Origin of the sequence: Streptomyces sp. NPDC047072, assembly GCF_040643855.1 — a bacterium.
Classification (GTDB): domain Bacteria; phylum Actinomycetota; class Actinomycetes; order Streptomycetales; family Streptomycetaceae; genus Streptomyces.
In genome coordinates this window covers 119,103-140,553 of sequence record NZ_JBEYVC010000001.1, presented here as the reverse complement: position 1 = coordinate 140,553, position 21,451 = coordinate 119,103, and the positions used below count along the sequence as shown (strand labels likewise).

The window sequence follows — 21,451 nt, the reverse complement described above, 5'->3', positions numbered from 1 at the left end:
AAGGGCGCATGAAAAGGGGGGCATCATGCCCGTGATATCCGAACCCTCGGAATTCAACGAGGACGAGCTCTACGTCGACCTGCGGGCGGCGCTGGGGCTGGATCTGTTCCTCAAGTGCGAGGGATTCAACTTCGCCGGGTCGGTCAAGCTGAAGGCCGCCCGGGAGATGGTGGACGCCGCCGAGCGCGACGGCATCCTGAGGCCCGGCTCGGTCCTGGTCGAGTCGTCCTCGGGGAACCTGGGGGTGGCGCTGAGCGTGCTGGCGGCGAGCCGCGGCTACCGGTTCCTGTGTGTGACCGACTCGCGCTGCAACCTGGCGACGATCCGGCTCATGGAGGCGCTCGGCAGCCGGGTGCACGTGATCGACGACCCGTCCGCCGACGGCGGGTTCCTGGGCGCGCGGATCGCGTACGTGCGGGCCCTGTGCGCCGCGGACGACCGGTACGTGTGGCTCAACCAGTACAGCAACCGGGGGAACTGGCGGGCGCACTACCGCACCACCGCGCCGGCCATCGCCCGCCGCTTCCCGGACCTGGACGTGCTGTTCGTCGGGGCCGGCACCACCGGGACCCTGATGGGCTGCGCCCGCTGGTTCTGGCAGTGGCGGCGCCCGGTGCGGATCGTCGCCGTGGACAGCGTCGGCTCGGTGACCTTCGGCGGCCCGCCCGGGCCCCGGATGATCCCCGGGCTCGGCACCAGCGTGCGGCCGGAGCTGCTCGACCGGTCGTACGTGGACGACGTGGTGCTCGTGGAGGAGCCGGACACGCTCCAGGTCTGCCGCCGGCTGGCCGCGCGGGGCTTCCTGTTCGGCGGCTCCACCGGCACGGTCGTCAGCGGCGCCCACCAGTGGCTGTCCCGGCAGTCCCGGCGGGACCTGACGGCGGTGGCGATCGCCCCGGACCTCGGCGAGCGCTACCTCGACACCGTGTACCGGGCGGGCTGGCCGGAGGGGACGGTCGAGTCGGCGGTGGCGGAGGTGATGGCCCACGCGGGGTGAGCGGCGCCCGCCCCCGGGGGCCGTGTCGGTGTGGGCGACACCCATCCCGGGCGCCGTACCCGTGTGACCGACACCCACCCAGGACGTCGTGTCCACGTGGCCGAGGCCCATCCTGGGCGCCGTATCCATGTGCGCCACGCCCGCCCCGGGTGCCGTGTCCGTGTGAGCGGTGCGGTACCCCGGGGTACGTTCGCAGACATGGCAGGCAGCACGCACACCGTGACCAACCAGCCCCCGCCCCTGGTCGGCTACGACGTCTACGGCGCCGACCGCGCCCTGACCGCGGCCGTCGAGCGGCACGTGGACCCGGCGCTGCGGGAGGAGATCCACGACGAGCTGGCGGCGCTCGGCCGGACCTGCGGCTCGGCGCAGGTGCAGGAGTGGGGCGTCCAGGCCAACGAGAACCCGCCGAGACTGCGCACCCACGACCGCCACGGCCGCCGGATCGACGAGGTCGACTTCCATCCGGCCTGGCACCGGGTGCTCGGCAAGGGCGTCTCGGCGGGCCTCACCGCCGCCTGGACGCGGCCCGCCGGACATGTGCGGCGCGCGGCCGCGTTCCTGCTGTGGACGCAGGTCGAGGCGGGCAACTGCTGTCCGCTGTCGATGACCCACGCGGCCGTCCCCGCGCTGCGCACCGACCCGGAGCTGGCCGCCGAGTGGGAGCCGCGGCTGACCTCCATGGTCTACGACCGGGAGCTGCGGCCCGCCCACCTGAAGGCCGGGGCCCTGTTCGGGATGGGCATGACGGAGAAGCAGGGCGGCAGCGACGTCCGCGCGAACACCACCGCGGCCCGGCCGCTCGCCGAGTCCGGGACGTACACGCTGACCGGGCACAAGTGGTTCTGCTCGGCCCCGATGTCCGACGGCTTCCTGGTCCTCGCCCAGGCGCCGGACGGTCTCACCTGCTTCCTGGTCCCCCGGGTCCTGGCGGACGGCAGCCGCAACACGTTCCTGCTCCAGCGGCTCAAGGACAAGCTCGGCAACCGCTCCAACGCCTCCGCGGAGGTCGAGTTCGACGGCACCTGGGCGCGCCGGGTCGGCGAGGAGGGGCGCGGGGTTTCCACCATCATCGAGATGGTCGCGGCGACCCGGCTGGACTGCGTCCTCGGATCTGCCGGTCTGATGCGGCAGGCGGTGGCCCAGGCGGTCCACCACTGCGCCCACCGCGAGGCCTTCGGCGGCAGGCTTCTCGACAAGCCGCTCATGCGCAACGTCCTGGCCGACCTCGCGCTGGAGTCGGAGGCGGCGACGACGCTGGCGCTGCGGCTGGCCGCCGCGTACGACGACGGGTCCGAGCAGGAGCGGGCGCTGCTGAGGATCGCGGTGCCGGCCGCGAAGTACTGGGTCACCAAGCGCTGCACGCCGGTGACGGTCGAGGCCGCGGAGTGCCTGGGCGGCAACGGCTACGTCGAGGAGTCCGGGCTGCCCCGCCTGGTCCGCGAGTCCCCGCTCAACTCCGTGTGGGAGGGCGCGGGCAATGTCCAGGCGCTGGACGTCCTGCGTGCGCTGCGCCGCGAGCCGGAGGCCCTGAACGCCTACCTGCTGGAGATCGGCGAGACCCGGGGCGCCGACCATCGCCTGGACGCGGCGGTCAAGGACCTCTTCACCGAACTGGCCGACCTGGAGGACGTCGAACCCCGGGCAAGGCGCCTGACCGAACGCCTCTCCCTGATCCTCCAGGCGTCTCTCCTGATCCGCCACGCACCCCCGGAGGTAGCCGACACCTTCTGCGCCTCCCGCCTGGGCAACGACGCGGGCACAACCTTCGGCACCCTGCCCCCGGGCCTGCCCCTCAAGTCCTTGGTGGAGCGGGCCCGGCCGGAACTCTGAGCGCTGGTCTTCAACCGACGATCCGTCGGAGCTCGCGAGCGTTCCGCGGCGACATGGCCTGCATCACAACATCGAGGAGAGCACGCGCTTCCAGGGGATTGCCGGAGCATCACCGGCCGTGCCCCCGGCGGCACACGCTCTGAAGTCGGGGGTGGTGCTGCGCCGACACGGCACCACCCCCGAGACGGCCCGTTCAAGGCCTCTTACGCCGCTGCGACGGCGTTGGACAATTTTCGGACAGGGCGGAGCGGACCACCAGGGTTGCAAGAGGTTGCAACTTGCTGTCCTCTCTCCCCGAACCGCACCCCCGCGCCCGCTCCGACCGGCACTATGAGACAGACCGTCAATCTGGAGGACTCCGTGGCGAACCCACCCGTGGACACGACGCGGCGCCCCGTCTCCCGTCCACGGGCACCCCGGCGCCCGGTCATCGAGGCCTCCTGGGAGCGGCTGGGCCGCGACGGCATCGACCCCGACCACGACCTGCGCACCGGCCTGCTGCCGCACGCGGAGATCGAGCGCCGCCGCGAGACCACCCCCCTGCGCCACGTCCTGCCGGTGTTACGGGAGGGCCTCGTCTCGGTCGCCGACGTCTCCCGCCACATCGTGCTGATCGCGGACGCCGAGGGCCGCGCCCTGTGGCGCGAGGGCAGCGCCTCCGTGCTGCGCCGCGCCGACGGCTACGGCATCGAGGTCGGCACCGACTGGCGCGAGGACGTCGTCGGGACCAACGGTGTCGGCACCCCGGCCGTGGTCCGCCGCCCCGTGCAAGTGGTCGCCACCGAGCACCCGTTGCGCGCGCTCGCCTCCTGGACCTGCGCCGGCGCCCCCATCACGGACCCGCGCGACGGCCGGCTGATCGGCGTGGTCGACGTGAGCGGCCCGCTGGAGACCATGCACCCGGCCACCCTCGCCTGGGTCGACTCGGTCGCCAAGCTCGCCGAGGCCCGTCTGCGCGAACGGCACATGTCGTCGCTGGAGCAACTGCGCGCGGTGGCCGCCCCGGTGCTCGCCCGGCTGAGCGGCCGCGCCCTGGTGGTGGACCGCGACGGCTGGACGGCGGCGGTGAGCGGAATGCCGTACCCGAACCGCATCGCGCTGCCCAAGTCGCCCACGCCGGGCCGCCGATGGCTGCCCGCGCTCGGCCTGTGCACCCTGGAGCCGCTCGCGGGCGGCTGGTTGATCCGCGCCGGCGACGAACCCGAGCCGCACGCCGTCACCCGGATCGTGCTCGACCTCGCGCATCCACGCCGCTGGTCGGTGACGGTGTTCGGCGGCGCGGGCTCCTGGAGCCACGAACTGAGCCCCCGGCACGCCGAGTTGCTCTACCTCCTCGCCCTGCACCGCACGGGCCGCAGCGCGGCGGGCCTGGCCGAGGACATGTTCGGCGACGCGGGCCGCACCGTGACGGTGCGGGCCGAGATGTCCCGGGTACGGCGGTATCTCGGGGCGTTTCTGGACCATCGGCCGTATCGTTTCTGCGAGGACGCGGAGGTCGAGATCACCCTCCCCGCCCACCCCGCGGATTTGCTCCCGCACTCCACGGCTCCCGCCGTCACCCGGGCCCGGATCCACGCATCTTCCGCATAATTGCAGGGTCTTCGTCCACTACGGCCCTCAACTGCCGTAGCATCCCTCTACGGGCCACCCCACCTGCTCCTTTGGTCAACACGCAGACCAATGACCGCAGTTGGCTCGCCTCGGGAGGACAGATGAAGCATCGTGGCCGACATCGCCGGCAGAAGCGGGGCCGTGCGGTACGCGCGTTCCTGGCCGGGACCGCCCTCGCGCTGACCGCTGCCGCCACCATGATCAGCGCCTCGCAGGCCACCGTCACGGTCAACCCGGGGGCCCTCAAGCCGCTCACCTCGGCGGCCGACACCGCCCCGCTGCGGCTGAAGGAAGAGCTGGTCCCGCAGCGCACGCTGGACCGGCTCAGCGCCGCCATGGGCCGTCCGACCGGTGTGAGCTCCGTCCTCGACTCCGCCGAGCGCGACCTGCGGGACGCGATCGACTGCACGCCCGGCGAGCGCAGGGCCCTGCCCGTCGCGCCCACGGCCACCGCCGCCTACTGCTGGGACGCCGACGACACCCGCTCCTGGCGGCCCGGCGCCGTCACCACCTCCGGGGACGCCGACGACGACGGCCGCTGGGGCGCCCACCGGGTGATCCTCTCCGCCTGGTCCCGCACCGGCACCGCGGCCGACGACGGCGGTCTGGCCCGGGTCGCCTTCGTCAACGCCGACGACCGCGGCCGGCTCTCCTACGCCTGGGTGCTGCTCGCCGTCCCGGTCGACGGCGGCAACGACTTCCGCGGTCTGGTCTCCCAGGTCTCCGGCATGGTCTGGTACCAGGACAAGCTCCTGGTCACCGCCGGCGGCACCGGCGAGGACGCGGTGTACGTGTACGACATGGACCGCGTCCAGCGCGCCACCGTGAACAGCGGCGCGGTCGGCCGGGTGCGCGGCGGCTGGTCGGCGCACGGCGCGCGGTGGGTGCTGCCCGCCGTCGGCTCCTACCGGATGACCGGCCAGGAGGGCGCCGTACACCCCGACTACCTCTCCCTGGACCGCAGCACCAGGCCGGACAGCCTGGTCGCGAGCGACTGGGTGTCCACGGCCGACGACCGGGACGCGCGGCTGTGGCGCTACGACTTCAGCAGCTCCCCGGCGCGCGCCGGTCTCCTCGCCACCGACGCGAAGGGCTACTCCCGGGTGACCGAGGCGTACGAGACGAAGGCGCCCGGCTCCGGTCCGGTCCTGTCGTACGCCTCGCGCTGGTACCTCGCCCGGTCCGCCGACTCCGGGGACGAGCGCGGCACGCTGTGGCGCCAGGACCTGTCCGGCGCGAAGGCCACCCGGTGCGGCGAGGACGCCGACACCCGCACCTGCTGGAGCACCGGCGCCGAGTCCCTCTCCTACTGGGAGGAGACCGGCGAGGTCTGGTCCCAGTCGGGCCGCACACTCTTCGCGACACCGCTGGCGTCCCTGGACCGGGCGATGAAGTAGTACGGGTCACGTCGACATACCCGTCGGCCGGATGATTCCCTGTCGGCCATGCCCAACATCGCCGTGACCACCTGGTCCCTGGAACAGACCGCCCCCACAGACCTCCTCCCGGCCGAACCCCCGGAGGGCGACGTAAAAATCGTCCGCGCCGAAGTCCCCTCCCCCGAGTTCAGCCGATTCCTGTACGCGTCCGTCGGCGGCGACATCCTCTGGACCGACCGCCTGACCTGGACGTACGCCCAGTGGGAGGAGCACCTGGAGCGCCCGGGCGTGGAGACCTGGGTCGCCTACGACCACGGCACCCCCGCCGGATACGTGGAGCTGTCCCCGCAGGACGACGGGGTCGTGGAGATCGAGTACTTCGGCCTGATCCCGGCGTTCCGCGGCAGGCGGATCGGCGGCCACCTCCTCTCCTACGGCGCCGCCCGCGCCTGGGACCTCGCGGACCGCTGGCCTGGGCTGACGGACACCAAGCGGGTGTGGCTGCACACCTGCAGCAAGGACGGCGAGCACGCGATGGGCAACTACCAGCGCCGTGGCTTCAAGCTCTTCGACACCAAGGTCGAGGAGGAGGCCGAGGTGGCCGCGCCGGGCCCCTGGCCGGGCGCATACCCGGTCTGACCTGCGCGGACAAGACAGCGTGCAGCGCATGTGACCGACAACACCCTTGTCTCGTAGTTCGAGACAAGGGTGTCCGCATCTCGGACGAAGCTGGACTGTGTCCAGATCTCCGTGACACGCTTTCGTCATGTCTGGAACTGGAATTGCCTTGGTGAGTCGGCGGCACGTCGACCTCGGCCGCATGTCCAGCGCCATCTGTCCGGTGCGCTGACGAGCCGCAGCGTCACCCGGTACCTCCCCCCGTTCTCCTGTCTGCGCACTGTCGCGCATGACTACTCATGCGCCCGAACGCGCAGGTCAGAGCCGATTTTCCCGCCTGTCCCGAAGGACGTAGAACCATGGCCGCCACCCCGCAGAACCCTGCTGCCGCAGCGCCCCGCCGCAAGGTGAGCCGTCACCGCGGCGAGGGTCAGTGGGCCGCGGGGCACCACACCCCGCTGAACGGCAACGAGCAGTTCAAGAAGGACGACGACGGTCTCAATGTGCGGACACGCATTGAGACGATCTACTCGAAGCGCGGCTTCGACTCGATCGACCCCAACGACCTGCGCGGACGGATGCGCTGGTGGGGGCTGTACACCCAGCGCAAGCCCGGGATCGACGGCGGCAAGACCGCGGTCCTGGAGCCGGAGGAGCTGGACGACAAGTACTTCATGCTGCGGGTGCGGATCGACGGCGGACGCCTCACCACCCAGCAGCTGCGGGTGATCGGCGAGATCTCGCAGGAGTTCGCCCGGGGCAGCGCCGACGTCACCGACCGGCAGAACATCCAGCTGCACTGGATCCGCATCGAGGACGTCCCGGAGATCTGGAACCGCCTGGAGGCGGTCGGTCTCTCCACCACCGAGGCCTGCGGCGACTGCCCGCGTGTCGTCATCGGCTCTCCGGTCGCCGGCATCGCCGAGGACGAGATCATCGACGGCAGCTGGGCGATCGACGAGATCCACGAGCGGTACATCGGCAGCAAGGAGTTCTCCAACCTGCCGCGCAAGTTCAAGACGGCGATCTCGGGATCCCCGCTCCTGGACGTGGTCCACGAGATCAACGACATCGCCTTCGTCGGTGTCGAACACCCCGAGCACGGCCCCGGCTTCGACCTGTGGGTCGGCGGCGGCCTGTCCACCAACCCGAAGCTCGGCGTCCGGCTGGGCGCCTGGGTGCCGTTGGACGAGGTGCCCGAGGTGTGGGCCGGTGTGGTCGGCATCTTCCGTGACTGGGGCTACCGGCGGCTGCGCACCCGCGCCCGTCTGAAGTTCCTGGTCGCCGACTGGGGCCCGGAGAAGTTCCGCCAGGTCCTGGAGGACGACTACCTCAAGCGCAAGCTCGTCGACGGCCCCGCGCCCGCCGAGCCCTCGGGCCGCTGGCGTGACCACGTCGGTGTGCACAAGCAGAAGGACGGCCGCTACTACGTCGGCTTCGCCCCGCGCGTCGGCCGCGTCGACGGCGCCACCCTCACGAAGATCGCCGAGGTCGCCGAGGCACACGGCTCGGGCCGGGTCCGTACCACCGTCGAGCAGAAGATGATCGTCCTCGACGTCGAGGAGGCGCAGGTCGAGCCACTGGTCGAGGCCCTGGAGGCGCTGGACCTGACGGCGAAGCCCTCGTCGTTCCGGCGCGGCACCATGGCCTGCACCGGCATCGAGTACTGCAAGCTCGCCATCGTCGAGACCAAGGCGCGCGGCTCCCAGCTGATCGACGAACTGGAGCGCCGGATCCCGGACTTCGACGAGCCGCTCACCATCAACCTCAACGGCTGCCCGAACGCCTGCGCCCGTATCCAGGTGGCGGACATCGGTCTCAAGGGCCAGCTAGTCCTCAACGACCGGGGCGAGCAGGTCGAGGGCTACCAGGTGCACCTCGGTGGCGCGCTGGGCCTGGAGGCCGGTTTCGGCCGCAAGGTCCGTGGCCTGAAGGTCACCTCCGAGGAGCTGCCCGACTACGTCGAGCGCGTGCTCAAGCGCTTCCAGGCCGAGCGCGAGGAGGGCGAGCGCTTCGCCGCCTGGGCCTCTCGTGCCAGCGAGGAGGCCCTCTCATGAGCGAGCGGGCCGCCCCGTTCTACTGCCCGTACTGCGGCGACGAGGACCTGCGTCCCCACGAGCAGGGCCACGGCGCCTGGGAATGCGCGGCGTGCAACCGCGCATTCCAGTTGAAGTTCCTCGGGCTCCTCGCCCGGGGCCTTCAGCACAACGACGCAGGGGGACAACAGATATGACCGCGATTCAGGAAGAGCGCACGACCGACGACCTCAAGGCCCTCGCCGAGCAGGCGGGCCGCGACCTGGAGGACGCCTCCGCGCTGGAGATCCTCCGGTGGGCCGTCGACACCTTCGGCAAGCGTTTCTGCGTGACCTCCTCGATGGAGGACGCGGTGGTCGCGCACCTCGCGTCCCGCGCGATGAAGGGCGTGGACGTCGTCTTCCTCGACACCGGCTACCACTTCGAGGAGACCATCGGCACCCGGGACGCCGTCGAGGCCGTGATGGACGTCAACGTCATCACGCTCACCCCGCGCCGGACGGTCGCCGAGCAGGACGCCGAGTACGGCCCCAAGCTGCACGACCGCGACCCCGACCTGTGCTGCAAGCTCCGCAAGGTCGAGCCGCTGGAGCGGGGCCTGAAGGACTACGTGGCCTGGGCGACCGGCCTGCGCCGCGACGAGTCCCCGACCCGGGCCAACACCCCGGTCGTCGGCTGGGACGAGAAGCGCCAGAAGGTCAAGATCTCCCCGATCGCCCGCTGGACCCAGGACGACGTGGACGCGTACGTCCAGGAGCACGGCGTGCTCACCAACCCCCTGCTGATGGACGGCTACGCGTCCGTCGGCTGCGCCCCCTGCACCCGCCGGGTCCTGGAGGGCGAGGACGCGCGCGCCGGGCGCTGGGCGGGCCGGGCCAAGACCGAGTGCGGGCTGCACTGATGACCACCACGGACAAGGAGTCACACGTGACGACCGGAGCCACCGTCTGGCTCACGGGTCTGCCGAGTGCCGGCAAGACCACCATCGCGTACGAGCTGGCCGGCCGGCTGCGCGAGGAGGGCCACCTCGTCGAGGTGCTCGACGGCGACGAGATCCGCGAGTTCATCTCCGCGGGCCTCGGCTTCAGCCGCGAGGACCGGCACACCAACGTGCAGCGCATCGGCTTCCTCGCCGAGCTGCTGGCCCGCAACGGCGTCAAGGCGCTGGTCCCGGTCATCGCGCCGTACGCCGACAGCCGTGAGGCGGTGCGCAAGCGCCACCAGGAGAGCGGCGCCGCGTACATCGAGGTGCACGTGGCGACTCCGGTCGAGGTGTGCTCCGTACGCGATGTGAAGGGTCTGTACGCCAAGCAGGCCGCGGGCGAGCTGTCCGGGCTGACCGGCGTCGACGACCCCTACGAGGAGCCCGAGTCGCCCGATCTGCGGATCGAGTCCCAGCACCAGACCGTCCAGGAGTCCGCGGCCGCGGTCCACGCGCTGCTCACCGAGAGGGGACTGGCATGACGACGACCGTCGCCGCGGTGGAGGAGGGCACGGAAGCCCCGTACGCCCTGTCCCACCTGGACGCGCTGGAGTCCGAGGCGGTCCACATCTTCCGTGAGGTGGCGGGCGAGTTCGAGCGGCCGGTGATTCTCTTCTCCGGCGGCAAGGACTCCATCGTCATGCTGCACCTGGCGCTCAAGGCGTTCGCCCCCGCCGCTGTGCCCTTCTCTCTCCTCCATGTGGACACCGGACACAACTTCCCCGAAGTCCTGGAGTACCGCGACCGTGTGGTCGCCGCACATGGGCTGCGCCTCCATGTGGCCTCCGTACAGGACTACATCGACCGCGGTGTGCTGAAGGAACGTCCCGACGGGACGCGGAACCCACTCCAGACGCTGCCGTTGACGGAGAAGATCCAGGCGGAGAAGTTCGACGCGGTCTTCGGCGGTGGCCGCCGGGACGAGGAGAAGGCCCGCGCCAAGGAACGCGTGTTCTCGCTGCGCGACGAGTTCTCGCAGTGGGACCCGCGCCGCCAGCGTCCCGAGCTGTGGAACCTGTACAACGGCCGCCACGCCCCCGGCGAGCACGTCCGCGTCTTCCCGCTGTCCAACTGGACCGAGCTGGACGTCTGGCAGTACATCGCCCGCGAGGGCATCGCACTGCCGGAGATCTACTTCGCGCACGAGCGTGAGGTGTTCTCGCGCAGTGGCATGTGGCTGACCGCCGGCGAGTGGGGCGGGCCCAAGGACGGCGAGACCGTCGAGAAGCGGCTGGTGCGCTACCGGACCGTCGGGGACATGTCCTGCACGGGCGCGGTCGACTCCGACGCGGTGACGCTGGAGCAGGTCATCACGGAGATCGCCGCATCCCGGCTGACCGAGCGGGGTGCCACGCGCGCCGACGACAAGATGTCCGAGGCGGCGATGGAAGACCGTAAGCGCGAAGGGTACTTCTAGAGATGAGCACGACCACTTCCGAGGTGCTCTCGGAGACGACCCTGCTGCGGTTCGCGACCGCGGGCTCCGTCGACGACGGCAAGTCCACGCTGGTCGGACGGCTGCTGCACGACTCCAAGTCGGTCCTCACCGACCAGCTGGAGGCCGTCGAACGCGCTTCTGCCAGCCGTGGCCAGGAAGCGCCCGACCTCGCACTCCTCACCGACGGCCTGCGGGCCGAGCGCGAGCAGGGCATCACGATCGACGTGGCGTACCGTTACTTCGCCACTCCTCGCAGGCGGTTCATCCTCGCCGACACCCCCGGCCACGTGCAGTACACCCGCAACATGGTGACGGGTGCCTCCACCGCCGAGCTGACGGTGATCCTGATCGACGCCCGCAACGGCGTCGTGGAGCAGACCCGCCGGCACGCGGCCCTCGCGGCGCTGCTGCGCGTCCCGCACGTGGTGCTCGCCGTCAACAAGATGGACCTGGTCGACTACCAGGAGCCCGTCTTCGCGGCGATCGCCGAGGAGTTCACGGCGTACGCGACCGAGCTGGGCGTCCCCGAGGTCACCGCGATCCCGATCTCGGCGCTCGCCGGGGACAACGTGGTGGAGCCGTCCGCGAACATGGACTGGTACGGCGGCCCGACCGTCCTGGAGCACCTGGAGACGGTCCCGGTCACCCACGACCTGAGCCACTGCCACGCGCGGCTGCCCGTGCAGTACGTGATCCGGCCGCAGACCGCCGAGCACCCCGACTACCGAGGGTACGCCGGGCAGATCGCCGCCGGTTCGTTCCGCGTCGGTGAGGCGGTCACCGTGCTGCCCTCGGGTCACGCCTCGAAGATCGCCGGCATCGACCTCCTCGGCCAGTCCGTCGACGTCGCCTGGACCACCCAGTCGGTGACCGTCCTCCTGGAGGACGACATCGACATCTCGCGCGGCGACCTCATCGTGCCCAGCAAGGACGCGCCGCCGACCACCCAGGACATCGAGGCGACGGTGTGCCATGTCGCCGACGCCCCGCTGACCGTCGGCCACCGGGTGCTCCTCAAGCACGGCACCCGCACGGTGAAGGCGATCGTCAAGGACATCCCCTCCCGTCTCACGCTCGACGACCTGTCCCTGCACCCGCACCCGGGACAGCTCGTCGCCAACGACATCGGCCGCGTGAAGATCCGCACCGCGGAACCGCTGCCGGTGGACTCCTACGCCGACTCCCGCCGTACGGGCTCGTTCATCCTGATCGACCCCAACGACGGCACCACGCTCACCGCGGGCATGGTCGGCGAGTCGTTCGCGTCCCCCGAGCCCGTCAAGGACGCGGCCGAGGACGACGGGTGGGACTTCTGACATGAACTCCACCGACTACTACTCCACGTTCGCGAAGGAGGGCGGCCGTGTAGGCAGCGGCGCGCTCGGCAGCGGGCAGGGCGGAGTGGCGCGATGTGTGCGTTGACGTACGCGCACCGCTTGCGCGCCCCGTCCCCCCACAGCCGTAGACGCAAACCTGCCGACCTCCCGGCCACGACCTGAGAGACCGTGACCGCCGGGCCTCCGAGAGGAACACCTCCCGTGCCTGCTTCATCCGCTCTTCGCCGCTCCTTCGCGGTCATCGCCGCGCTTCCGCTGCTCACCCTCGCCGCTTGCGGCTATGGCTCCGAGTCCACCTCCGACAACGCCAAGGAGAAGGTCGCCGCCGGAGCGTCGAAGATCGACGGCCTCGGCTCCGTCAAGATCGGCTACTTCGGCAACCTGACCCACGGCACCGCGCTCGTCGCCCGCCAGCAGGGCCTCTTCCAGAAGGAACTGGGCGCCACCAAGGCCGCGTACCAGATCTTCAACGCCGGTCCCTCGGAGATCGAGGCGCTCAACTCGGGCTCCATCGACATCGGCTGGATCGGCCCGTCCCCGGCGATCAACGGTTACACCAAGGCGAACGGCACCAACCTGCGCATCATCGGCGGTTCGGCGTCCGGTGGCGTGAAGCTGGTCGTCAACCCGAAGAAGATCAAGTCCCTGAAGGACGTCAAGGGCAAGAAGATCGCGACCCCGCAGCTGGGCAACACCCAGGACGTCGCGTTCCTCAACTGGATCGCCGACCAGGGCTGGAAGGTCGACGCCGACACCGGCAAGGGCGATGTGTCGGTGGTCCGCACCGACAACAAGATCACCCCCGACGCCTACGCGTCCGGTGCCATCGACGGCGCCTGGGTGCCGGAGCCGACCGCGTCCAAGCTGGTCGCCGAGGGCGCCAAGGTGCTGCTCGACGAGGCGTCGCTGTGGCCGGACAAGAAGTTCGTGATCACGAACATCATCGTGCGGCAGGCCTTCCTCAAGGAGCACCCGAAGGCGGTCGAGGCGGTCCTGAAGGCCGCGGTCGAGGCCAACAAGTGGATCAACGCCAACCCCGACCAGGCGAAGGCCGCGGCCAACAAGCAGCTGGAGGCCGACTCCGGCAAGGCGCTCAAGGCGAACGTCCTGGACCCGGCGTGGAAGTCCATCCAGTTCACCGACGACCCGCTGGCCGCCACCCTCAACACCGAGGCGGAGCACGCGGTCAAGGCGGGCCTGCTGGAGAAGCCGGACCTGAAGGGCATCTACGACCTCACGATCCTCAACAAGATCCTGAAGGCAGAGGGCGACAGCCCGGTCGACGCCGCCGGTCTCGGCACCAGCTGATTCCCGCCCGACGAGTTCCCAGGAGGTGACGACCATGGCAACGACCTTCGCCAAGGCCGAGGAGTCGGTGGAGTACGCCGCTCGCCTTGAGCACGTCTCGAAGTCCTTCGCAGGACCGGGCGGGCAGCAGCTCGTCCTGGACGACATCAGCATCGATGTCGCGCCCGGCGAGTTCGTCACCCTCCTGGGGGCCTCGGGCTGCGGCAAGTCCACCCTGCTCAACCTGGTGGCCGGACTGGACCTGCCGACCGTCGGCTCCATCGCGACGGACGGCCGGCCGGCCCTGATGTTCCAGGAGCACGCTCTCTTCCCGTGGCTGACCGCGGGCAAGAACATCGAACTCGCCCTCAAGCTCAGGGGAGTTCCGAAGAACGAACGGCGCGAGAGGACCGAGCAGCTGCTCGAACTCGTCCGCCTCAAGGGCGCGTACGGCAAGCGCGTCCACGAACTGTCGGGCGGTATGCGCCAGCGCGCGGCGCTGGCCCGGGCCCTCGCCCAGGAGAGCAACCTGCTGCTGATGGACGAGCCGTTCTCGGCTCTCGACGCCATCACGCGGGACGTGCTGCACGACGAGCTGACCCGGATCTGGACGGAGACCGGCGTGTCCGTCCTCTTCGTCACGCACAACGTGCGCGAGGCGGTGCGGCTCGCCCAGCGGGTGATCCTGCTGTCGTCCCGGCCGGGCCGGATCGCGCGCGAGTGGACGGTCGACATCCCGCAGCCGCGTCGCATCGAGGACGCGCCCGTGGCCGAACTGGCCCGTGAGATCACCGAAGAACTGCGTGGGGAGATCCGCCGTCATGGCCAGCACTGAGACGACGCCGGAGCAGGACTCCGGGAGTGTCGAGGCGGGCCTCGACGCGCTGGAGACCACGGCCACCGGCCGTCCGCCCTTCAGCGAGACCTTCAAGACCAAGATCCTGCCGCCCATCATCGCCGTCGTCGTGGTGCTGGCGGCCTGGAGCCTGCTCTACCCGGTCGTCGACAACCCGTCGAAGCTGCCCTCCCCGGCCGACGTCTGGGGTGAGGTCGAGGACCAGTGGCTCAAGGGGACCCTCCTCGAGTACATCTGGGGCAGCGTCTCCCGCGGCCTGCTCGGCTTCCTGCTGGCGCTGGTCATCGGGACGCCACTGGGACTGGTGGTGGCGCGGGTGAAGTTCGTCCGCGCCGCGTTCGGACCGATCCTGTCCGGTCTCCAGTCGCTGCCGTCGGTGGCGTGGGTCGCGCCCGCCGTGATCTGGCTGGGCCTGAACAACTCCGTGATGTTCACGGTGATCCTGCTCGGCGCCGTCCCCTCGATCGCCAACGGTCTGGTGTCGGGCGTCGACCAGGTGCCCCCGCTGTTCCTGCGCGCGGGACGCACCCTGGGCGCGACGGGCCTGCGCGGCACCTGGCACATCGTGATGCCGGCGGCGCTGCCCGGCTATGTGGCCGGTCTGAAGCAGGGCTGGGCGTTCTCGTGGCGGTCGCTGATGGCCGCCGAGATCATCGCCCAGTCCCCGGACATGGGCATGGGCCTCGGCCAGCTCCTGGAGGTGGGCCGCACCAACAGCAGCATGGCCACGGTCTTCCTCGCCATCCTGCTCATCCTGTTCGTCGGCATCGCGATCGACCTGCTGATCTTCAGTCCGCTGGAGCGGTGGGTGCTGCGCAGCCGCGGTCTGCTGGTGAAGAGCTGATCCCATGAAGCCGGTCCTCCTCGTCATCGCCCACGGCAGCCGCGATCCGCGGCACGCCGCGACGGTGCACGCCCTCGTACGGCGGGTGCGCGCCCTGCGCCCCGGCGTGCGGGTTGAGACCGGCTTCCTGGACTTCAACATCCCTTCGGTGCAGGGGGTGTTGGAGTCACTGGCGGCCGAGGGCGTGCGTGACGTCGTAGCCCTGCCGCTGCTGTTGACGCGTGCGTTCCACGCGAAGGCGGACATCCCGGCGGTCCTGCGGGACGCGCCGCCGCAGCTGCGGATCCGGCAGGCGGAGGTGCTCGGCCCGTCCCCGCTGCTCCTGTCCGCGCTCGAACGCCGTTTGTACGAGGCGGGGTTGACGCCCGCCGACAAGTCCTCGACCGGGGTCGTGCTGGCCTCGGCGGGGTCCACCGACCCGGAGGCGATCGCAGTGATCGCTGACATCGCGCGGGAGTGGCGGCACACCGGTTGGTGCGCCGTGCGACCTGCGTTCGCCTCCGCGGCACTGCCCCGCACGGAGGACGCGGTACGGGAGTTGAGGGCGCTCGGGTGCGCCCGGGTCGCCGTCGCCCCGTACGTCCTCGCGCCCGGCTTCCTGCCCGACCGCATTGCCCGGGGGGCGGCGGAGGCGGATGTCCTCGCGGACGTACTCGGGCCCGCACCGGAGGTGGCGCGGGTGGTGCTGGAGCGGTACGAGACGGCGGCCGCGAGGCGGGTGTTGGTGTCGGTCAGCGCGTGAGCGGTGTGTCGGGCGGCTGCTTCGCTACGGCTTCGTCGGCCAGCCGGACCAGTTCCCCCACCGGCATCGATCCGGCCGAACGGCGTTCCCTGGCAAAGGTGTTGGCGAGGCTCTGCAGGAGTTCGTTCAGCGGGGTCGGGATGTTGTGCAGACGGCCGAGGAGGACGATCTCGCCGTTGAGGTAGTCGGCTTCGATGGTGCCGGTGGCGCGGGCGAGGGATTGCCAGGTGGAGCCGCCTCCGCGCGGGGCGCCGTCGAGGGGGACCAGGTCGACCTTGTTGCCGCGCGTGCTCCGCTGCTCCTCGACGCTCGCGTACGCGATCCCCGCCGCGTCGAGCACGGCGGCGCCCTCGGCCCGCACCCGGTCGACGAAGGCGAGGGCCTCTTCGTCGGCGAGGGGCCCGCTGACCGCCTCGACCGCGTTGGCCAGGTTGCTGAGCAGCTTGGCGTACTGCCAGCGACCCACCTCCGCTGTCACCGGCGCCTCGAACCGCGCCTTCTCCAGGTCGGCGGCGATCCGGTGCAGGATCTCGGCGGGGCCGTGCGGGTACCGGCCCAGGTGCAGGATGCCGGTGAGCGGGCTGCCCGCGGCCGAGACCGCCCCGGGTTCCACGAAGGTCGCCGGCAGCCAGACGCAGACGCCGTACACCTGGCGGAAGCGGCGCAGGGCGATCCGCTGTCCCTCGACGCCGTTCTGCGCGACGAGCAGCGGCAGCCGCTCGGCCGCCGTGCCGCCACCGGCGACCGGTGCCGGGCCCCAGGCGCCGAGGGCGGCCTCGGTGTCCTGGGTCTTCACGGCGAGGACGAGGACGTCGTCGGCGCGTAGTTCGCCGAGTTCGCCGGGCCCGGCCACGACCGGCAGCCGGTACGTGAACTCGCCCTCCGGTACCCGCAGTCGTAGCCCGCCGTCCCTGAGCGCCGCATGGTGCGCGCCCCGCGCGACCAGGACGACCTCGTGCCCCGCCCCGGCGAGCCGCCCACCGACGGCTCCGCCGACCGCTCCCGCCCCAATGATGATGTAGCGCATGGGAGGAGCCTCGCACAGCAATGTGTAGCTGCCATGAACACGGGCCCCGCCGCCGTCAGCCCTCGGTCATCTCCACCAGCTTGACCACGGTGTTCCAGTTGCGGCTCGTCGCGATCAGGCCCTTGTTCAGGCGGGGCTTGGCGAGGTGTTCGGCGAGCTTGGAGCGGCCGAGGCCGTTCGGGGCGTAGAGGTAGAGGGCGCGGTCGCCGAGGCGGAACTCCTCGGGCAGATAGGTCTCCCGGTCGATCTCCTGGTAGCGGTCGGGGGCGGCCGGCTCGGAGAAGTAGGTGACGTGGAGCTGCTTGGCCTCCAGGTCGGCGGCCGGGAAGGGGCAGTTCTCGACGATCGCGCGGAGGTAGGCGTGGTCGCGGACGATCACGCCGACCGCGAAGCCGAACCGTTTCTCGATGGCCCCCACAAGCTCGGCGGCCAGGGAGTCCTCGTCCCCGTGGTCCGCGGCGAAGACGGCCTGGCCGCTCTGGAGGTAGGTCCGGACGTCGTCGAGACCGAGCCCCTCCATCAGGGTCCGCAGCTCGGCCATCGGGACCTTCTTGTTGCCGCCCACGTTGATGCCCCGCAGCAGCGCCGCGTACGTCGTCGTCATCCGCACACCATAGGACGATCCTTCCGCGGACCCCGATCGCCGCCCCGCACAGGGACCGTTAGATGTAAGGGTCACCCTCCTCCCCAGTACGGAGGGCGCGCGGTCCCTCCGGAGGAGCGGGACCCCCTCGCACTTCACCGGGCAGCACGACGAGAGGGTTTTATCGGGCCCATACCTTCGAAACGAAAGGTGGCGGCAGGGGGCTGTCACCGCTCACGAGGGGGCTAGCCCGTCATGGGGAACGGAGACACGAGGGTGCGCGGGCTCGCCGCCCGGGCCGGCGGCTGGAGCGCCCGGCACCGCTGGGCCGCCGTCGGGATCTGGGTGCTGTTCGTCGTCCTGGCGATGGGACTCGGTTCGGCGGCCGGCCGGGTCGACGTCAAGGACAGCGACCAGCTCAAGGGAGAGACCCACACCGCCGCGAAGATCGTCGAGGACGCGGGGATCGACGAGCCGGCCAGTGAGTCGGTGCTGATCCAGGCCAAGGACGCGGACGGCAAGGCGACCGACGCCGACTTCCGGGCCGCCGTCGGCGCGGTCGTCGCGGCGGTCGAGGGGACCGGCAAGGTCACCGACGTGACCTCGCCGTACGACACGGACACCATCTCGAAGGACGGCCGCAGCGCGCTCGTGCAGTTCGACATGCGCGGCGACGCGGACACCGCGGGCGACCGGGTCGAGCCGGTACTGAAGGCCGTCGAGGGGGTGCAGAAGGAGCACGGGTCGCTGCGGATCGAGGAGATCGGCGGCGCCAGCATGAACAAGACGTTCTCCGACGCGTTCGGCGACGACTTCGAGAAGGCGGAACTCTCCGCCGTACCGGTGGCCCTCGGCATCCTGCTCATCGCCTTCGGCGCGGTGGTCGCGGCGCTGCTGCCGGTGCTGCTGGCGGTCAGCGCGATCGTGGCGACGATGGGTCTGATGGGGCTCGTCAGCCATGTCATGCCGATGAGCGACACCGCCAACTCGGTGATGCTGCTGGTCGGTCTGGCCGTCGGCGTCGACTACTGCCTGTTCTATCTGCGCCGTGAGCGCGAGGAGCGGCAGGCCGGCCGGGACCCGCAGACCGCGCTCAGGATCGCCGCCGCCACCAGCGGCCGCGCGATCATCGTCTCCGGTGTCACGGTGTGCGTGGCGATGGCGGGCATGCTGTTCACCGGTCTCGCCGAGTTCGAGGCGATGGGCCTGGCCTCGCTGATGGTCGTCTCGGTCGCCATGGTCGGCTCGGTCACCGTGCTGCCCGCGGTGCTCTCGCTGCTGGGCGAGCGGGTCGAGAAGGGCAAGATCCCCTTCCTGCACCCGGAGAGCCGGCTGCGCCGCAAGAAGCCGGCGGGTGAGCGGGAGAGCCGCTTCTGGACGGCCGTGCTGAAGGGCGTGCTCGCCAAGCCCGTGGTCTCGGTGGTCGTCGCGGCGGGCGCACTGCTCGCGATCGCGGCCCCGGCCGTCGGCATGAAGACCCAGAACCTCACGCTGGACCAGGAGTTCGGCGACTCGCTGCCGATCGTGCAGACCTACAACCGGGTCAACGACGCGTTCCCCGGCGGCTCCGAGCCGGCCGAGGTCATCGTCAGGGCGAAGGACATCAACGCCCCTGAGGTCACCGGCGCGCTGGCCGACTTCAAGGAGAAGGCGATCTCGTCGGGCGCCTCGCGCGGCCCGGTGGAGATCAAGCTGCACGACGCGCAGAACATCGCCTTCGTCTACGTCCCGCTGGTCGGCGGCTCCGACCTCGACAAGGCGGGCGCGAGCCTGGACAAGCTGCGCGACGAGGTGCGGCCCGCGACTCTGGGCAAGGTGGCGGGACTTGAGGCGCCGATCACCGGACAGGTCGCCGGTTCCAAGGACTTCAACGACCAGCTGGCCGGAGCGGTCGTCCCGGTCTTCGCGTTCGTGGTGGTCTTCGCCTTCGTGCTGATGCTGCTGTCGTTCCGCTCGCTGACCGTCGCGATCACCTCGATCGTGCTCAACCTGCTGTCGGTGGGCGCGGCCTACGGCATCCTCGTGGCCGTCTTCCAGCACGGCTGGGGCGCGTCGCTGGTGGGCGCGGAGGGGGTCGGCGCCATCATCACCTGGCTGCCGCTGTTCCTCTTCGTGATCCTGTTCGGACTGTCCATGGACTACCACGTGTTCGTGGTCTCACGGATCCGCGAAGCGCGCCTCAGGGGCCGGACGACGAAGGACGCGATCCAGCACGGCGTGGTCACCACGGCCGGGGTCGTCACCAGTGCCGCGGTCATCATGGTCGCCGTGTTCGCGATCTTCGGCACGCTGTCCATGCAGTCCATGAAGCAGATGGGCGTGGGCCTCGCGGCCGCGGTGCTCATCGACGCCACGATCATCCGGGGCGTGCTGCTCCCGGCGGTCATGGCCCTGCTCGGCGAGCGCAACTGGTACCTGCCGAAGTGGCTGCACCGCCTGCCGGACCTGACCCACGACGAGGCGGCTGACGCGGTGCTGGCACCCACGGCCCGGGACGACGAGGGCGAGCGAGTAGGGGTCTGAGACCCACTCGGACTGAGGGCCCGTTGGTCACCGGGGAGCCAACGGGCCCTCTTCTCATGCCTGTCGCCCGCGCAGTTCGGCCTCGATGAGGTCGGCCGCCCGGTGCGTACCGCCCTCCTGGGCCGTCTCCGCCTGGATCTCCTTGAGTTTCCGGGCGACTTCGGGATCGTCCACGAGCGCGAGGGCGGCCTCCCGCAGCGCGTCCGCGGTCGCGTCCTCCGTGTCGATACGCCGGGCCACCCCGAGCCCCGCCAGCATGTCCGCGTTGCCGAACTGGTCGACGGCCTGCGGTACGGCGATCATCGGCGTGGCCGTTGCGAGTCCCTCCTGGCTGCCGCCCGCGCCGGCGTGGGTGACGAACAGGTCGGCCTGCCCGAGGATCGCCAACTGCGGTACCCAGGTGCGGACTTCGACGTTGTCCGGTACGACGCCCAGCTCGGCCGGGTCGACGTGCCTGCCGATCTGGAGCACGAGGTGCCAGCCGGGCAGGTCACCGAAGGCCTCGACGCACCGCCGGTAGAAGTCGGGCCGCTTGGTGAAGGACGAGCCGAGGGAGACCAGGACGACCTTCTCCGCGGTGACCGGCCGTTGCCAGTCCCCCTGGGAACTCCGGTCGCCCTGGCAGGCGCCGACGAAGGTGTACACGCGCTCGTCGACCCGGTCGGCGTTCGGCTGGAGCGCCCTGGGGATCAGGACGAGGGAGCGGTCGGGGCGGCCGGCGAAGGGATCCGGGTGCAGATCGACCCCGTTCTCCTCCAACCACCCCTGGAATCGGGCGTAGTAGGCCTTCCCACGCTCAGTGCTCTTCGGCCCGGCCCACAGCGGCTCGGCGACCTCCTGCTCGTAGCCCTCCCAGGCGACGAGGTTCGGCGAGAGGGAGATCGCCGGTACGCCCCAGCGGTGGGCGAGGACCCGGGCCGGGTAGGCGGTGATGTCGTGCAGGACGAGATCCGGTTCGTCCCCGTCGTAGGCCGCGGCGAGCTGCGGCAGCGCCTGGATGGCGTCGGCGAGGAAGATCTCGACGTGGTCGAGCAGCTCGGTTCCCCAGGCGGCCGGATCGTCGTCGGGTCCAGGGAGGGTGGAGTTCCAGGGCTTCACCTCCGCCCCGGTCTCGCCGACCTTCTTCTGCGAACAGCGGCGGGATGGCGTACGTGACCCGGTGCCCGCGCGCGACAAGCTCCCGGATCACTTCCAGACTGGGGTTCACGTGCCCGTGGTTGGCGGTGGAGAACATGGCGATGTGCGAGCGACTGGTCATGCCGGGGAGCATAGGCGAGACGAGACGTCTCGTACAACGTGATTAAGGGTGACTGGAGAGCTTTTAGGGGCGCGGGGCCGTATCAATTTGCGGCTCCGCC

19 protein-coding genes and 1 pseudogene are annotated in these 21,451 nt (G+C 70.8%); 17 read left to right on the top strand and 3 right to left on the bottom strand.

Annotated elements, in window-relative coordinates; genetic code table 11:
• Positions 1-25 precede the first annotated feature (25 nt).
• The 16 genes from sbnA to ABZ896_RS00530 all read left to right on the top strand — a co-directional run bounded on the left by sbnA (position 26) and on the right by ABZ896_RS00530 (position 15,960).
• On the top strand, positions 26-997 hold the full coding sequence (gene sbnA / locus ABZ896_RS00605) for a 2,3-diaminopropionate biosynthesis protein SbnA (protein WP_360919567.1): 972 nt from the start codon (positions 26-28) through the stop codon (positions 995-997).
• Positions 998-1,195: 198 nt separating this feature from the next.
• Positions 1,196-2,830: an acyl-CoA dehydrogenase family protein gene (locus ABZ896_RS00600; protein WP_360919564.1), complete on the top strand. Its 1,635-nt coding sequence runs from the start codon at positions 1,196-1,198 to the stop codon at positions 2,828-2,830.
• A 360-nt stretch (positions 2,831-3,190) separates the two neighbouring features.
• Positions 3,191-4,420 carry a GAF domain-containing protein gene (locus ABZ896_RS00595; protein WP_360919561.1) on the top strand — a complete coding sequence of 410 codons (1,230 nt, stop codon included), beginning with the start codon at positions 3,191-3,193 and terminating at the stop codon, positions 4,418-4,420.
• Between the two features lie 122 nt (positions 4,421-4,542).
• Positions 4,543-5,838, top strand: a complete 1,296-nt coding sequence (locus tag ABZ896_RS00590; RefSeq protein ID WP_360919559.1) for a hypothetical protein — start codon at positions 4,543-4,545, stop codon at positions 5,836-5,838.
• Positions 5,839-5,886: 48 nt separating this feature from the next.
• Positions 5,887-6,459, top strand: coding sequence for a GNAT family N-acetyltransferase (locus ABZ896_RS00585; protein WP_360919556.1), 573 nt, complete (start codon positions 5,887-5,889; stop codon positions 6,457-6,459).
• Between the two features lie 127 nt (positions 6,460-6,586).
• A complete protein-coding gene (locus ABZ896_RS00580) occupies positions 6,587-6,670 on the top strand; it encodes a putative leader peptide (RefSeq protein ID WP_349817346.1) in 84 nt (27 codons plus the stop codon).
• A 127-nt stretch (positions 6,671-6,797) separates the two neighbouring features.
• On the top strand, positions 6,798-8,495 hold the full coding sequence (locus ABZ896_RS00575; RefSeq protein ID WP_360919553.1) for a nitrite/sulfite reductase: 1,698 nt from the start codon (positions 6,798-6,800) through the stop codon (positions 8,493-8,495).
• Positions 8,492-8,671: a hypothetical protein gene (locus tag ABZ896_RS00570; protein WP_360919550.1), complete on the top strand. Its 180-nt coding sequence runs from the start codon at positions 8,492-8,494 to the stop codon at positions 8,669-8,671. Before ABZ896_RS00575 ends, ABZ896_RS00570 begins: the two co-directional genes overlap by 4 nt.
• Complete coding sequence (locus tag ABZ896_RS00565; RefSeq protein WP_360919547.1) at positions 8,668-9,375, top strand: phosphoadenylyl-sulfate reductase; 708 nt, start codon at positions 8,668-8,670, stop codon at positions 9,373-9,375. The genes ABZ896_RS00570 and ABZ896_RS00565 overlap by 4 nt, the downstream gene beginning before the upstream one ends.
• Complete coding sequence (gene cysC / locus ABZ896_RS00560) at positions 9,375-9,938, top strand: adenylyl-sulfate kinase (RefSeq protein ID WP_360919544.1); 564 nt, start codon at positions 9,375-9,377, stop codon at positions 9,936-9,938. The genes ABZ896_RS00565 and cysC overlap by 1 nt, the downstream gene beginning before the upstream one ends.
• Complete coding sequence (gene cysD / locus ABZ896_RS00555) at positions 9,935-10,873, top strand: sulfate adenylyltransferase subunit CysD (RefSeq protein ID WP_360919541.1); 939 nt, start codon at positions 9,935-9,937, stop codon at positions 10,871-10,873. The genes cysC and cysD overlap by 4 nt, the downstream gene beginning before the upstream one ends.
• Before the next feature lie 2 nt (positions 10,874-10,875).
• A complete protein-coding gene (locus ABZ896_RS00550; RefSeq protein ID WP_360919536.1) occupies positions 10,876-12,210 on the top strand; it encodes a GTP-binding protein in 1,335 nt (444 codons plus the stop codon).
• Between the two features lie 222 nt (positions 12,211-12,432).
• Positions 12,433-13,539, top strand: coding sequence for an aliphatic sulfonate ABC transporter substrate-binding protein (locus ABZ896_RS00545; protein WP_360919533.1), 1,107 nt, complete (start codon positions 12,433-12,435; stop codon positions 13,537-13,539).
• A gap of 34 nt (positions 13,540-13,573) precedes the next feature.
• Positions 13,574-14,353 carry an ABC transporter ATP-binding protein gene (locus ABZ896_RS00540; protein WP_360919531.1) on the top strand — a complete coding sequence of 260 codons (780 nt, stop codon included), beginning with the start codon at positions 13,574-13,576 and terminating at the stop codon, positions 14,351-14,353.
• Positions 14,340-15,218, top strand: a complete 879-nt coding sequence (locus ABZ896_RS00535) for an ABC transporter permease (protein WP_360919528.1) — start codon at positions 14,340-14,342, stop codon at positions 15,216-15,218. The genes ABZ896_RS00540 and ABZ896_RS00535 overlap by 14 nt, the downstream gene beginning before the upstream one ends.
• A 4-nt stretch (positions 15,219-15,222) precedes the next feature.
• Entirely contained in the window at positions 15,223-15,960 is a 738-nt protein-coding gene (locus ABZ896_RS00530) for a sirohydrochlorin chelatase (RefSeq protein ID WP_360919525.1), read from the top strand.
• Here ABZ896_RS00530 and ABZ896_RS00525 read toward each other — a convergent pair.
• Together ABZ896_RS00525 and ABZ896_RS00520 are read right to left on the bottom strand one after the other, a co-directional pair.
• On the bottom strand, positions 15,950-16,987 hold the full coding sequence (locus ABZ896_RS00525) for a 2-dehydropantoate 2-reductase N-terminal domain-containing protein (protein ID WP_360919522.1): 1,038 nt from the start codon (positions 16,985-16,987) through the stop codon (positions 15,950-15,952). The two genes, ABZ896_RS00530 and ABZ896_RS00525, sit on opposite strands and share 11 nt — an antisense overlap.
• A gap of 55 nt (positions 16,988-17,042) precedes the next feature.
• Positions 17,043-17,591, bottom strand: a complete 549-nt coding sequence (locus ABZ896_RS00520) for a DUF1697 domain-containing protein (RefSeq protein WP_360919519.1) — start codon at positions 17,589-17,591, stop codon at positions 17,043-17,045.
• A 234-nt stretch (positions 17,592-17,825) separates the two neighbouring features.
• On the opposite strand from ABZ896_RS00520, the gene ABZ896_RS00515 reads away from it, so the two are divergent.
• Entirely contained in the window at positions 17,826-20,093 is a 2,268-nt protein-coding gene (locus tag ABZ896_RS00515) for an MMPL family transporter (protein ID WP_360919516.1), read from the top strand.
• 54 nt (positions 20,094-20,147) lie between these two features.
• Here ABZ896_RS00515 and mgt read toward each other — a convergent pair.
• A pseudogene (mgt, locus tag ABZ896_RS00510) lies at positions 20,148-21,394 on the bottom strand (macrolide-inactivating glycosyltransferase).
• Positions 21,395-21,451 lie beyond the last annotated feature (57 nt).

What these genes read in the sequence shown, in the direction of transcription:
- ABZ896_RS00525 (WP_360919522.1), bottom strand. Translation starts at nt 16,987, where the DNA reads ATGCGCTACATCATCATTGGGGCGGGAGCGGTCGGCGGAGCCGTCGGT.
- ABZ896_RS00570 (WP_360919550.1), top strand. Translation starts at nt 8,492, where the DNA reads ATGAGCGAGCGGGCCGCCCCGTTCTACTGCCCGTACTGCGGCGACGAG.
- ABZ896_RS00540 (WP_360919531.1), top strand. Translation starts at nt 13,574, where the DNA reads ATGGCAACGACCTTCGCCAAGGCCGAGGAGTCGGTGGAGTACGCCGCT.
- ABZ896_RS00520 (WP_360919519.1), bottom strand. Translation starts at nt 17,591, where the DNA reads ATGACGACGACGTACGCGGCGCTGCTGCGGGGCATCAACGTGGGCGGC.
- sbnA (WP_360919567.1), top strand. Translation starts at nt 26, where the DNA reads ATGCCCGTGATATCCGAACCCTCGGAATTCAACGAGGACGAGCTCTAC.
- cysC (WP_360919544.1), top strand. Translation starts at nt 9,375, where the DNA reads ATGACCACCACGGACAAGGAGTCACACGTGACGACCGGAGCCACCGTC.
- ABZ896_RS00530 (WP_360919525.1), top strand. Translation starts at nt 15,223, where the DNA reads ATGAAGCCGGTCCTCCTCGTCATCGCCCACGGCAGCCGCGATCCGCGG.
- ABZ896_RS00585 (WP_360919556.1), top strand. Translation starts at nt 5,887, where the DNA reads ATGCCCAACATCGCCGTGACCACCTGGTCCCTGGAACAGACCGCCCCC.
- ABZ896_RS00590 (WP_360919559.1), top strand. Translation starts at nt 4,543, where the DNA reads ATGAAGCATCGTGGCCGACATCGCCGGCAGAAGCGGGGCCGTGCGGTA.
- cysD (WP_360919541.1), top strand. Translation starts at nt 9,935, where the DNA reads ATGACGACGACCGTCGCCGCGGTGGAGGAGGGCACGGAAGCCCCGTAC.
- ABZ896_RS00580 (WP_349817346.1), top strand. Translation starts at nt 6,587, where the DNA reads ATGTCTGGAACTGGAATTGCCTTGGTGAGTCGGCGGCACGTCGACCTC.
- ABZ896_RS00515 (WP_360919516.1), top strand. Translation starts at nt 17,826, where the DNA reads ATGGGGAACGGAGACACGAGGGTGCGCGGGCTCGCCGCCCGGGCCGGC.
- ABZ896_RS00565 (WP_360919547.1), top strand. Translation starts at nt 8,668, where the DNA reads ATGACCGCGATTCAGGAAGAGCGCACGACCGACGACCTCAAGGCCCTC.
- ABZ896_RS00550 (WP_360919536.1), top strand. Translation starts at nt 10,876, where the DNA reads ATGAGCACGACCACTTCCGAGGTGCTCTCGGAGACGACCCTGCTGCGG.
- ABZ896_RS00575 (WP_360919553.1), top strand. Translation starts at nt 6,798, where the DNA reads ATGGCCGCCACCCCGCAGAACCCTGCTGCCGCAGCGCCCCGCCGCAAG.
- ABZ896_RS00535 (WP_360919528.1), top strand. Translation starts at nt 14,340, where the DNA reads ATGGCCAGCACTGAGACGACGCCGGAGCAGGACTCCGGGAGTGTCGAG.
- ABZ896_RS00600 (WP_360919564.1), top strand. Translation starts at nt 1,196, where the DNA reads ATGGCAGGCAGCACGCACACCGTGACCAACCAGCCCCCGCCCCTGGTC.